This window comes from Nocardia vulneris (genome assembly GCF_001613425.1).
Lineage (GTDB): Bacteria > Actinomycetota > Actinomycetes > Mycobacteriales > Mycobacteriaceae > Nocardia > Nocardia vulneris.
In genome coordinates, this window is record NZ_BDCI01000015.1 from 197,012 (window position 1) to 209,377 (window position 12,366).

The following is a 12,366-nucleotide window of genomic DNA, read 5'->3' on the forward strand; positions in this document are numbered from 1 at the left end:
GCTCAGTGGTGGACGGGCTACTTGTTCTCGGGGAAGCCGAGGTTGATCCCGCCGTGGCTCGGATCGAGCCAGCGGGTGGTGACCGCCTTGGCCCGGGTGAAGAAGTGCACGCCGTCGGCGCCGTGCGCGTGCGAGTCACCGAACAGCGAGTTCTTCCAGCCGCCGAAGCTGTAGTAGGACATGGGCACCGGGATCGGCACGTTGATGCCGACCATGCCGACCTCGACCTCGTTGTGAAAGCGCCGCGCCGCGCCGCCGTCGTTGGTGAAGAGGGCCGTGCCGTTGCCGTACGGGTTGGCGTTGATCAGGGCGAGCGCGTCGTCGTAGCTGTCCACCCGCACCACCGAGAGGACCGGGCCGAAGATCTCGTCGGTGTAGACGCTCATCGCGGTGCCGACGTGGTCGAGAATCGTGGGGCCGAGCCAGAATCCGTCCGCTTCGCCATCAGCCGCGATACCGCGCCCGTCGAGCACGACTCGGGCACCGGCCGATTCGCCCGCCGCGATGTACTCCGCGACGCGATCGCGATGCGCCTTGGTGACCAGCGGGCCCATATCGGTCTCGCGGGTGCCGTCGCCGGTCTTGATGGTGGTGGCGCGTTCGGTGATCTTCGCGACCAGTTCGTCGGCGGTGCCGCCCACCGCGACCACCACGCTGATCGCCATGCAACGCTCACCGGCGGAACCGAATCCGGCGTTCACCGCCGCGTCGGCGGCCAGGTCGAGGTCGGCGTCCGGCAGCACCACCATGTGGTTCTTCGCCCCGCCCAGCGCCTGCACCCGCTTGCCCGCCGCCGTGCCGCGCTGATAGACGTACTGTGCGATCGGGGTCGATCCGACGAACGAGACGGCCTTGATCTTCGGGTGGTCGAGCAGCTCGTCCACCGCGACCTTGTCACCCTGCACGACATTGAAAACGCCTGCGGGCAAACCGGCTTCGGCCCACAGCTCGGCCAGCCACAGCGAGGCCGACGGGTCCTTCTCGCTCGGCTTGAGCACCACGGTGTTGCCCGCGGCGATGGCCAGCGGGAAGAACCACATCGGCACCATCGCCGGGAAGTTGAACGGCGAGATCACCGCGACCGGGCCGAGCGGCTGACGGATGGAGAAGATGTCCACCTTGGTCGACGCGTTCTCGGTGTAGCCACCCTTGAGCAGATGCGGTACGCCGCAGGCGAATTCGACGACCTCCAGGCCGCGGCTCACCTCGCCCATGGCGTCGGCGATCACCTTGCCGTGCTCGGCCGTGATCAGTTGCGCCAGTTCGGATTTGCGGTCGTTGAGCAGCTCACGGAACCGGAACAGGATCTGGGTGCGCCGCGCCAGCGAGGTGTCGCGCCAGGCCGGGAACGCGTCCGCGGCCGCATCGATCGCCGCACGGGTGTCGGCCACGTTCGCCAGCGCGACCTGACCGGTCACCACGCCGGTCGCCGGATTGGTCACCGCCGCCGTCGCCTCGCTGGTCCCAGCGAAAGCCTTGCCGTCGAGCCAGTGCGCGATTGTCTGCATATCTCCTCGTTTCGATCCGTGAGCGTCGCGGTGCGGCGGCGGGTGGACGCCTCCTTGCTACTAGTCTCCGGCATCAACCCTGCGATATCGCCCGACGATCTGTACGCGATTCGGCGATTCATATTACGATTCGTCGGTGCTGCCCTCTGTGTCCGATGTGCTGGCGATGCCGGTGGTGCGGGCCGGTGCGCCCGAGGTGGTCGCCGGCGGATCGCTGGACCGGCCGGTGCGCTGGGTGCACGTCAGCGAGGTCGCGGAGGTGGCGCAGCTGCTGGCGGGCGGGGAACTGATCCTGACCACCGGCCAGCCGATGAGTCACGGCGACAGCGCGACGGCCGCCTACCTGACCGCACTCGCCGCGGCCGGGGTGTCCGGGCTGGTCGTCGAATTGGGCGCGTACGTGCCGCGGCTGCCGCCGATCGTCGCGCAGACCGCCGACGCGCTCGGACTGCCGGTGATCGCGCTGCACCGGGTGACCCGATTCGTGGAGATCACCGAGGCGGTGCACCGGGTGATCGTGGCCGACCAATACGCCGAAGTGGAGTTCGCGCGCACCGTGCACGAGACCTTCACCGACCTCAGCGTGCGCCGCGCCTCGCTCGCCGAGATCGTGAAAACCGCTGCGGGCATGCTCGATTCGTCGGTGGTGCTGGAAGACCTGGCGCACCGGGTGCTGGCCTTCACGGCCAAGCATGCGAGCACGTCGGCGCTGCTGGAGGACTGGGAGAACATCTCGCGGCTGCTGCCCGACGACTGGGACGCGGTGGCTGTCGGCCCGCACACCCAACGGTGGGGGCGGTTGATCCTGCGCTCGAGCGAGGTGCCGACCGCTCGCGCCACGATGGTGCTGGAACGCGCGGCGCAGACGCTCACGCTGCACCGGATGATCGAGAAGGACCGCTTCGGCCTGCATCGCCAGGCGCAGACCGGGCTCATCGACGACATGGTCAACGGGCGGGTGGTGGACGAACGCGACGCGGTGGCCCGAGCCGCGGCGCTCGGCCTGGCCCGGCGCGCCGCCTACGTGCCGTTGGCCGTCGATGTCGCGGCCGTCGCCGAGACCGATCCGGTCGCCCGGCAACGCCGTGCCGCGGGCATCCTGGACGCGATCACGCACGGGCTCGGCTTGGCCGAGTTCACCGCGCTTGCGGCCGCCGATCAGGGCGACCGGGTCGGCATGATCCTGGCGCTGCCACGCACCGGTGCGCTCGACGAGAGCCTGACCGCGGCCTGTGTCGCGATCGCCGGCGAGGTACGCCGGGTCGACGGCGTCGAACGGGTCGTGATCGGCGTCGGCGCCGAAGCGGATTCGCTGCTCGACACCGCGCACGAGCTGCCGCACGCGGCGCATATCGCGGAAGTCGCGCTCTCGCTGCGGAGTTCGGTGCCGCGCCCGTTCTATCGCAGCGGCGACGTGCGACTGCGCGGGCTGCTCTCGCTGATCCGCAACGAGCCCGGAGTACAACGATTCGCGGAAACGGAACTGAGTGCGTTGCTGCGCTACGACATTCGGCAAGGCACCGACCTGACCGGCACGCTGCGCCGGTTCCTCGACCTGGCGGGCAACAAGACCGAACTCGCGCGGCGGCTGAACATCAGCAGGCCGACCCTGTACGAGCGGCTGGCACGGATCGAACGCATCCTCGCCGTCGATCTCGAGGACGGGGAGTCGCGCACCTCGTTGCACGCGGCGCTGCTGATCCGCGATCTGACGGCGAACGCGCGCTGAATCCGGCCGTCCGATATGTCGCGATCGGTGTCGCGCATGGTGTAGCTCACATCTGCCCCGGTCAGCGCCGCATCGCGGGAACATCGCAGGTCCGGTGGCGGTTGTGCGGCGTATGACAACCCTTGGATTGATCGGCAGCGGGAACATCGGCGGTACGGTGGCGCGACTCGCCATCGCCGCGGGACTCGACGTGGTGCTCAGCAACTCCCGTGGTCCCGAAACCCTGTCCGATCTGGTCGCGGAGCTCGGCCCACGGGCGCGGGCGGCGACCGCCGACGAGGCGGCCGCGGCGGGGGACATCGTGGTGGTGACCGTGCCGCTACGCAATTACCAGCAGGTGCCGGTCGCGCCCCTGGCGGGCAAGGTCGTCATCGACACCAACAACTACTACCCGGATCGGGACGGCACCTTCGCCGAACTCGCGGACGGCACCGTGACGAGCAGTGAACTGCTGCAAAAACACCTGCCGACCTCGAAGGTGGTCAAGGCGTTCAACAACATCTACTTCGTGCACCTCGGCGAACTGGCCCGTCCCGCAGGCGCCGTCGACCGGTCGGCGCTGCCGATCGCGGGCAACGACACCGGCGCGAAAGTCGCTGCGGCACAACTGATCGACGCGCTCGGCTACGACACTGTCGATGCCGGCCCGTTGAGTGAGAGCTGGCGCTTCCAGGTGAGCACGCCGGTCTACGCCGACGCCTACGCCGCGGCACTTCCGTTCTGGGAGAACGCCGCAACCCCCGCGGACGGCACCAGGATTCGCGAGCTGCTCGCCGCCGCCGAGCGCTGACCGGGGAGAACCCGGGAGCTTAGCCTGCTCCCGGGTTCCGGTTCTGCCGCCCAATTCGCCCACCCCGGTGGGGGAAGAGATGAGGCTGAGATTCACGGCGTGTCGTGCCTTTGGACCACTTCCCCATGGCGGGGAAGGCCGGAGTCGAACCGGCATCTCGTCGCGTGCGTGTCCCTTCCTCGTACCGTCGGTGTTCGGCGGCGAATACTCGTGCTGGAGCGAGAGTCTGAGATTGGCACGGTTGCCTCTGCCTGTTGGGCTATCCGGACATGGATGCCCGGAGGGGGACTCGAACCCCCACTGACGCCGTGGATTTCAGTTTCAACTTCAGTTTGAGTGTGCGCTCCTTGCGCTTCCCCCGCACGCGGCGGGGGAGTCTGTGGGCCCGGGGCCGATGGGCCCCGGGCGGTTTCAGCGGAACAGGTAGCCGAAGATCACGTCACCGGTCTTGCGGTCGGTGACCTCGGTTCCGTTGGCCTCCTCGCGCGCGAACTTCACTGCGCGCGCGAGCTTGTCGACGCGCTCGGCCAGCTCGTTCACCCGGCGGGCGGGCAGGGCGCCGGAGAAACGCACCGTGTTCCAGTAGCCGATGGCGATGTCCTCGTAGTAGACCTCCACCTGGGCCGGGTGCTTCTCGGTGGCCTCGGCCTTCACGTGGTTGCGCGGCACCTTCTTGGTTCGAATGGTGCGCACGGCGTCGGTGCGCCAGGTGTCGGTGGAGTCGTCGAACGACCACGCCTCGGCCGCGTCGAGCACCGGCAGCCGCTGCACGAAGGCGTGCAGCTCGGCCAGCTGCTTCTCCAGGAACAGCAGGTAGGAGACCGGCACGTCGCGCAGCAGCACCTCGCCGTCGACGGAGACGTCGGCCTTCGCCTCGGTGTTCGTCCAGTCCTTCGTCGCGGTGACGTCGAACAGGCGGGTCAGGGTCGCCGCGGTCTGCCGCAGCACCTCCTCGGACTTCACCTGCACGCGGGTGGACTCCGGCGGAAGCTGCTCGCCCTCTTCGTCTTTCGGCTGGTAAGTGCGTGCGATACCGGCGAGCAGCGCCGCCTTCTGCAACGCGCCCTGGCGCTGCGCCAGCTCTCGCACCGCAGCGCTCTTCACGCCCTTCTCGACCGCAATGATCTGATTCAGCTTCGTCATCTCTACCTCCCCGTCACGTATCCGTACGTGGCGCACCAACATTCGGCTCGAGAATCCGAATCCTCCCGTTCCGGACCCCCCGAGCACCCGCACGACGGTACGGGCGGAGTCTGAAGTCCGCATCCTATTTTCTGTCGGCGTCGAGGAAGGCGGAGTTGGTCTTCGGTCCTTGCTTTCGAAGTGGTGGACCGGCTGCTGGCCGGCCAAGGCCCCGATCGCGGGGCTCAGCGCGCTCTGCGTCGGGCGCGCCTCCGGTCGCCGACGGCGTGCACGTGCGGCCGCCGACGGCAGGGGTTCGCCGTTGGGGTTGTGCTGGAGCGTGGCTGCGCTGCCGAAGTGATGGTGTGCCTCGTCGTTGGGTTTGTGCTGTTGCCGCCCATAGATCCTGTGGCGTCTGGTTCCCGCACTCCTTCCGACTCCACGCACCCCTTTCGTTTTCCCGCACGGGCTATGGCCGTCCACAGCGGGTGCGGGAACACGGAAGGGGTGCGTGAACTGACCCAGGCCACCTATCTGTCGCTTGGTACGTCCGTGCTCGGCGTGTCTATTCCGGCGTTCGCGGGGAAGGTCGGACGGGGCCGGGGGGTAAGAGTGCCGAATGACACAAGGGATTGTGGTGGGGTGGTGGGGGCGCCAGACTGGGGCGATGGGGACATCTGTTGATGCGGAGCTGCTGGAGCGGTGGGTCGGGCTGGCGGGGGCGGGGGCGATCAGTATGGGGGAGTTCGTGATTCGGTGTTATCGGGAACCGCATCGGCGGTATCACACGGTGGAGCATCTGCGGGCGATGCTGGGGGTGATCGATGATCTTTCGGGGGATGCGGAGGATGTCGATGCGGTGCGGTATGCGGCGTTCTTTCACGATGCTGTTTATGCGGTGGAGCGCGACGACAACGAGGAGCTGAGTGCTCGGTTGGCTGCGGAGTCACTCGGAACACTGGGTGTGGCAACAGGTTTGATTGCCGAGGTGGGGCGGCTGGTGCGGCTCACGGCGACCCATCGTGTGGCGGACGGGGATCGGAACGGGGCGGTGCTCTGTGACGCGGACCTGGCGGTGCTCGCGGCCGACGAGGCGGGGTATGCCGCGTATACGGCCGCGGTGCGGACGGAGTACGGCCATGTGCCGGACGAGCTGTTCCGCGCGGGTCGTGCCGCGGTGTTGCGAGGGCTCGCCCAGCAGCCGTACCTGTTCCGAACCCCTACTGCGCGAACGCGTTACGAGGCGGCCGCGCGGACGAACCTGTCTCGGGAGCTGGCGACGTTGACCGCTGCTGGTGACTCGAGTGGCGACGCGCTGAGTTAGCCGGCGAACAGGCGTTGCTGATTGCTGCCGATGACTCGGTGGCGGCGCGTCGACTTGTCCGGGGAGCTGGCGTTGTTGATTGCTGCTGGTGACTCAGGTGGCGGCGTGTGCGAGCTGGCCGCGCTGGCCGCCTCAGGTGAGAATCAATAACTCGGTCGGCGAGGCGATTTCGGTTTTCAGGCCGGCTTTGCCCGCCACCTTCGCCAGGCCGCGCACGTCGGTGGGTTCGGCGCGGGTGAGCACGAGTGCGCGGGCCAGCAGGCCTTTGTGGTGTTTGTTGAAGTGGCTGACCACGGTGCGGGAGCCGTCGGGGTGTTCGGTGAGCACGTTGGCGGTGACCGCGCCGGGCACCCGGCCGAGCTGCTGGTAGGTGCCCGATCTCAGGTCGACCACCAGGTCTCCGGCGGCTTCGGCGAGCAGCGCGTCGGACAGCGAATCGCGCCAGACGGCCGAAAGCGTGGGCAGGCCGGGCAGTTTCGATCCACCGGAGAGGCGGTAGGCGGGAATCGGGTCGTTCGCGCGGACCGCGCCGAACAGCGCGGACCCGATGCCGAGGCGCGCGTAGGCCTTCGCACGCTGCGCCTTGCTGAAGGAGCGCGCATCGAGCGCGTCGTAGAGCACGCCGGTGTAGCGCTCCAGCGCGGGCCGGGTGGGGGAACTGCGCAGGGAGGCATTGCGGGCGATCTCGGCGTCGGCGCCCTTGCCGAGACCGAGCACCGCGCGGCTCGCGGCCGGGTCGGTGGCGAGCTTGGTCAGCTCGTCGATCAACTGGTCGCGTACCGCCGTGAGCTGCGGCATCGACAACGCGTCCAGGGCCAGCGGCACGTCGGCACCACCGTCGGACTTGGTTTCGGAGGGAGGCAGCAGCACCAGCACGAACGAATACGGTAATGCGTTGCGAGCATCGCGCGAGCAGCGACTACCCTGTGCATCCGTGATCACCCGCCTCTCCCGCCTTTTCCTGCGTACCCTGCGCGACGATCCCGCCGACGCGGAGGTGCCCAGCCACAAACTTCTCGTGCGCGCCGGCTACGTGCGGCGCATCGCGCCGGGCGTCTACTCGTGGCTGCCGCTGGGCCTGCGAGTGCTGCGCAAGGTCGAGGATGTGGTGCGCGAGGAGATGGACGCGATCGGCGCGCAGGAGATCTCGCTGCCCGCGCTGCTGCCGCGCGACCCGTACGAGACCACCAACCGGTGGACCGAATACGGTGACGGCCTGTTCCGGCTGAAGGACCGCAAGGGCGCGGACTACCTGTTGGGCCCGACGCACGAGGAGCTGTTCGCGCTCACCGTGAAGGGCGAATACAACTCGTACAAGGACCTGCCGGTCACCCTGTACCAGATCCAGACCAAGTATCGCGACGAGGAGCGTCCGCGCGCGGGCATCCTGCGCGGCCGCGAGTTCGTCATGAAGGACTCGTACTCGTTCGACCTCGACGAAGACGGCCTGAAGGCCAGCTATGCCGCACATCGCGAGGCCTACCAGCGGATCTTCGATCGGCTGCAGGTGAAGTACGTCATCGTCGCGGCCACCTCCGGCGCGATGGGCGGCAGCGCGTCCGAAGAGTTCCTGGCCGACAGCCCGGTCGGCGAGGACACCTACGTGCGCTGTGTCGAGTCGGGTTACGCGGCGAACGTGGAGGCCGTGGTCACCCCCGCGCCCGCGCCGCTGCCGCTCGAGGGCCTGGCCGAGGCGGTCGTGCACGACACCCCGGACGCGCCGACCATCGCGACGCTCGTCGACTGGGCGAACAGCGCGGGCATCGCCGAACAGTTCGGCCGTCCGGTCACCGCCGCGGACACGCTCAAGAACGTCATGGTGAAGCTGCGGCATCCCGACGGCAAGTCCGAGATCGTCGGCATCGGCGTGCCGGGCGACCGTGAGGTGGACGACAAGCGGCTCGGCGCGTCGGTCGAGCCGGCCGAGGTGGAGCTGCTCACCGAGGCGGATTTCGCGGCCAACCCGTTCCTGGTGAAGGGCTACATCGGCCCGAAGGCGTTGCAGGCCAACGGTGTTCGCTATCTCGTCGACCCCAGGGTGGGCACCGGCACGGCCTGGATCACCGGCGCGGACGCGCCCGGTAAGCATGTGGTCGGCCTGGTGGCGGGCCGGGACTTCACCCCGGACGGCACCATCGAGGCCGCCGAGGTTCGCGACGGCGATCCCTCGCCGGACGGCCGGGGCGCGCTGGTGGCCGCGCGCGGTATCGAGATCGGGCACATCTTCCAGCTCGGCCAGAAGTACACCAATGCCTTCGAGGTGGATGTGCTCGGCGAGACCGGCAAACCGGTCCGGCTCACCATGGGCTCCTACGGCGTCGGTGTCTCCCGCATGGTCGCGGTGATCGCCGAACAGCAGCACGACGACAAGGGGCTGCGCTGGCCGGCCGAGGTCGCGCCGTACGACGTGCACGTCGTCATCGCGAACAAGGACGAGGCGGCCCGTGCGGGCGCCGAGCAGGTCGTCGCCGGGCTGCACGCCAAGGGGCTGGACGTGCTCTTCGACGACCGCACCGCCTCGCCCGGCGTCAAGTTCAAGGACGCCGAATTGCTCGGTATGCCTGTGGTTCTCGTCATCGGCCGCGGCTGGGCCGAGGGCAAGGTGGAACTGCGCGACCGCTTCACCGGTGAGGCCACCGAACTCCCCGCGGACTCGGCCGTCGACGCCGTCCTCACCCGGATACGCGGCTGACCCGGTACTCGAGCGACGGCCCCGGTGGATCCCATCGGGGCCGTTTCGCGTAAGCGCGACCCTACGGAACCGTAGGCGGGATTTGCGGTGTGAAGTGGGGTGGAGGGGCTATGGGCTGCTGTTACCCGCTGGTAAGTTAACGGCATGACGAGCACCGATCCGTTGTTGTTCAACCCTGCCACCTACGACCCGCAGCATTTCGACGCCGAGACCCGGCGACTGCTGCGTGCCACCATCGAGTGGTTCGAGTCGCGGGGCAAGCAGCAGCTGCTGGCCGACGACGCGGACGCGGTCTGGACGGCCGACTTCCTCGAGTTCGTCGCGAAGGAGAAGCTGTTCGCCACCTTCCTGACCCCCGCCGAGTTCGCCGACGGCGACGAGAACCGGCGCTGGGACGCGGCGCGCAACGCGGCACTGTCGGAGATCTTCGGCTTCTACGGGCTGGCCTACTGGTACGCCGAGCAGGTGACCATCCTCGGGCTCGGGCCGATCTGGCAGAGCGAGAACACCGATGCCAAGCAGCGCGCGGCCGCCGACCTGGCCGCGGGCCAGGTGATGGCATTCGGTTTGTCCGAGCGCGAGCACGGCGCCGACATCTACAACACCGACCTGGTGCTGACCCCCAGCGAGCCGGGTAGTGCCGACGCCGAGGCCGGAATCCTGTTCCGCGCCAACGGCGAGAAGTACTACATCGGCAACGGCAATGTGGCGAGCATGGTTTCGGTGTTCTCCCGCCGCTCCGATGTCGAGGGCGCCGAGGGCTACGTCTGGTTCGCCGCGGACAGCAGGCACGAGAACTACCACCTGCTGGGCAATGTCGTGCACCAGCAGATGTACGTCAGCACGTTCCGTCTGGAGAACTACCCGGTGCGGGCCGAGGACATCCTGCACACCGGACCCGAGGCCTTCTCGGCCGCGCTGAACACCGTCAACGTCGGCAAGTTCAACCTGTGCCACGGCGGCATCGGCATGGTCGAGCACTCCTTCTACGAGGCGATCACGCACGCGAACAACCGCATCCTGTACGGCAACCCGGTCACCGACTTCCCGCACGTGCGCACCAATTTCGTCGACGCCTACGCGCGCATCGTCGCGATGAAGCTGTTCAGCGATCGTGCCGTGGACTACTTCCGCAGCGCGAGCCTCGACGACCGGCGCTATCTGCTGTTCAACCCGATGACGAAGTCGAAGGTGACCTCGGAGGGCGAGACGGTGATGACCCTGCTGCTGGATGTGCTGGCGGCCAAGGGATTCGAGAAGAACACCTACTTCGCCGAGGTGCAGCGACTGATCAACACGCTGCCCCGGCTCGAGGGCACGGTGCACGTCAACGTCGGGCAGATCCTGAAGTTCATGCCGAACTATCTGTTCAACCCCAAGGAGTACCCGGAGATCGGCACCCGCCTCGACGCGGCCGACGACGAGTTCTTCTGGCGGCAGGGCCCGGCCCGCGGCGCGGGCAAGGTGCAGTTCGCCGACTGGACCCCTGTCTATGAAAAGCATGCCGACATCCCGAATGTCGGCCGCTTCTACGAGCAGGCCCAAGCGCTGCGCACGCTGCTGAGCACCGCTGCGCCCGATGCCGGCCAGCAGCAGGATCTCGACTTCATGCTGACCATCGGCCACCTGTTCTCCCTGGTGGTCTACGGTCAGCTGATCCTGGAGCAGGCGGCGATCACCGGACTGGACCGCGATCTGCTCGACCAGATCTTCGATTTCCAGGTGCGCGATTTCAACACCTACGCGACCACGCTGTACGGCAAGCTGTCGGCCAGCCCCGACCAGCAGGCCTGGGCCGCGTCGGCGCTGCGCCCGCCGGTGGCGGATCGTGCGCGCTTCGACCGGGTCTGGGCCGAGGTGGCCGCCTACGACGGCGCCTACGAGATGCGTCCGTAAGCCGCGAACATCGAAAAGGCCGACCCCGCAAGCCCTGTGAGGTCGGCCTTTTCGTGCGAGTTCACCCCGGCCCTGCTGCCGGACGAACCGCACACCCAATATGGGTGACGGGTACCCGGCTCGCGGCAGGTGAAACTCGCTGTCCGGAGTTTCCTGAGGTGTCCTGGCGCACAGGGGGTTTCGGCTCAGACCTTGCCGGGGAACGGTGTTGTCGGCGGGTCGGTGCCCAGGATGGACTGCCACGTGGCCAGGCGGACCGCGCATTCGGTGAGCGCGTCGATGCCCATCCGGCGCAGCGCCTCGGACGTGCCGTGCTCGACGACGGCCCGCCACGCGACCGCGGTGTCGGACTCGACGGTCGCGGCCAGATGCGCCGCGGGAATCGGATCGTTCACCGGAAACGGCATCGTGTAGGCGGCGTCCGGCGGCGGGGCGGTGACGCCCGCCGCGGTGAGCGCGTCGATCGTGGCGTCGCGGCGGGCGCGATGGCTCGCGGTGTGCTCGCCGACGAGACGGTAGCGCTCGCGCGAGGCGTACGCGGCGACCACGCCGTAGGCGTAGACCGCGCTGTATTCGGCGCGCAGCGCGTCCAGCAGTGCCTGACGTTCGGCATCGGTCATGCCAGCAGCACCCCCGCCTGGGCGGCGCAGGCCGCGCTGATCGAGGCGAGCAACCCGGCCCGGTAACCCGACTGGGTACTCGCGAGCGCGGCGGCCGCCTGCCGGGACTCGGTGAGCTGCGCGCGCAAGGTGTCGAGGCTGGGCGGCGCGACGGGCGGCACCGCCGAACCGGAGGCCACCGCGGACGGACCCGATGCCTGCCCCGGTGCGTTCGTCCTGGTGCGGTGCACCGGCTTGGTGCCGTCGCCGTAGACGCCGATCACTCGCTCGATCTCGGTGCGCAAAGCGTCTGCGTGCGCGGTCCTTTCGGTCGCGATCGCGGTGAGCGCACTGTGCTTCGCCGGCGCCAGCGCGATCGCGGCGGTGGCCGCCGCGGCGTCGGCGCGTGCCAGAACCTCTTGGACGGCAAGCGGATCCGGCTCGTGCACGGTGTCCTCGGTGGTGCAGCCGACGGCCGCGCCGAGCGCGAGCACGCCGACGGTGCCGCCACCGGCGAGCCGTAATACGGTGCGGCGGTCCAGCGGAAACCGGGAAGCGTGCCGGTCGGACGGGGAGCCGGAAGAGCGTGCGGCGTTCGGCTGCACGGGAGGGCGGATGGGCACGGCACCATCGTGCCAGATTCGCCGGGGTGCCTCGGACCAGGCACCGCCGGTCCTCGGAGTTCGACGCGGCGGCCCTCGCCTGG

General features: G+C 68.6%; 10 protein-coding genes. 5 read left to right on the forward strand and 5 right to left on the reverse strand.

Annotation, left to right across the window (positions count from 1 at the left end):
* Positions 1–17 precede the first annotated feature (17 nt).
* Positions 18–1,508: a CoA-acylating methylmalonate-semialdehyde dehydrogenase gene (locus NVU01S_RS17255; RefSeq protein WP_043667114.1), complete on the reverse strand. Its 1,491-nt coding sequence runs from the start codon at positions 1,506–1,508 to the stop codon at positions 18–20.
* A 136-nt stretch (positions 1,509–1,644) separates the two neighbouring features.
* Here NVU01S_RS17255 and NVU01S_RS17260 point away from each other — a divergent pair, with 136 nt between their 5' ends.
* Together NVU01S_RS17260 and NVU01S_RS17265 are read left to right on the forward strand one after the other, a co-directional pair.
* Positions 1,645–3,237, forward strand: a complete 1,593-nt coding sequence (locus NVU01S_RS17260; RefSeq protein ID WP_043667111.1) for a PucR family transcriptional regulator — start codon at positions 1,645–1,647, stop codon at positions 3,235–3,237.
* A gap of 112 nt (positions 3,238–3,349) precedes the next feature.
* On the forward strand, positions 3,350–4,027 hold the full coding sequence (locus tag NVU01S_RS17265; protein WP_043667109.1) for an NADPH-dependent F420 reductase: 678 nt from the start codon (positions 3,350–3,352) through the stop codon (positions 4,025–4,027).
* 411 nt (positions 4,028–4,438) lie between these two features.
* Here NVU01S_RS17265 and NVU01S_RS17270 read toward each other — a convergent pair whose 3' ends face one another.
* On the reverse strand, positions 4,439–5,170 hold the full coding sequence (locus NVU01S_RS17270; protein WP_042257304.1) for a DUF7873 family protein: 732 nt from the start codon (positions 5,168–5,170) through the stop codon (positions 4,439–4,441).
* Positions 5,171–5,816: 646 nt separating this feature from the next.
* On the opposite strand from NVU01S_RS17270, the gene NVU01S_RS17275 reads away from it, so the two are divergent.
* Complete coding sequence (locus NVU01S_RS17275) at positions 5,817–6,473, forward strand: HD domain-containing protein (protein WP_043667343.1); 657 nt, start codon at positions 5,817–5,819, stop codon at positions 6,471–6,473.
* A gap of 132 nt (positions 6,474–6,605) precedes the next feature.
* Here the strand turns inward: NVU01S_RS17275 and yaaA are convergent, their stop codons facing one another.
* Positions 6,606–7,349 (reverse strand): peroxide stress protein YaaA, encoded by a 744-nt coding sequence (yaaA, locus tag NVU01S_RS17280; protein WP_043667107.1) that lies wholly within the window; start codon positions 7,347–7,349, stop codon positions 6,606–6,608.
* A 58-nt stretch (positions 7,350–7,407) separates the two neighbouring features.
* Between yaaA and NVU01S_RS17285 the strand changes: the two genes are divergently transcribed.
* Both NVU01S_RS17285 and NVU01S_RS17290 read left to right on the forward strand, forming a co-directional pair.
* Entirely contained in the window at positions 7,408–9,165 is a 1,758-nt protein-coding gene (locus tag NVU01S_RS17285) for a proline--tRNA ligase (protein ID WP_043667104.1), read from the forward strand.
* A gap of 144 nt (positions 9,166–9,309) precedes the next feature.
* The gene (locus tag NVU01S_RS17290) at positions 9,310–11,061 is read left to right on the forward strand and encodes an acyl-CoA dehydrogenase family protein (protein WP_043667100.1); all 1,752 of its coding nucleotides are present in this window, start codon (positions 9,310–9,312) and stop codon (positions 11,059–11,061) included.
* Between the two features lie 185 nt (positions 11,062–11,246).
* On the opposite strand, the gene NVU01S_RS17295 is transcribed toward NVU01S_RS17290, so the two are convergent.
* Together NVU01S_RS17295 and NVU01S_RS17300 are read right to left on the reverse strand one after the other, a co-directional pair.
* Positions 11,247–11,681, reverse strand: coding sequence for a ferritin-like domain-containing protein (locus NVU01S_RS17295; protein WP_043667098.1), 435 nt, complete (start codon positions 11,679–11,681; stop codon positions 11,247–11,249).
* Positions 11,678–12,283, reverse strand: coding sequence for a hypothetical protein (locus NVU01S_RS17300; RefSeq protein WP_244467164.1), 606 nt, complete (start codon positions 12,281–12,283; stop codon positions 11,678–11,680). The genes NVU01S_RS17295 and NVU01S_RS17300 overlap by 4 nt, the downstream gene beginning before the upstream one ends.
* Between the last annotated feature and the right edge of the window lie 83 nt (positions 12,284–12,366).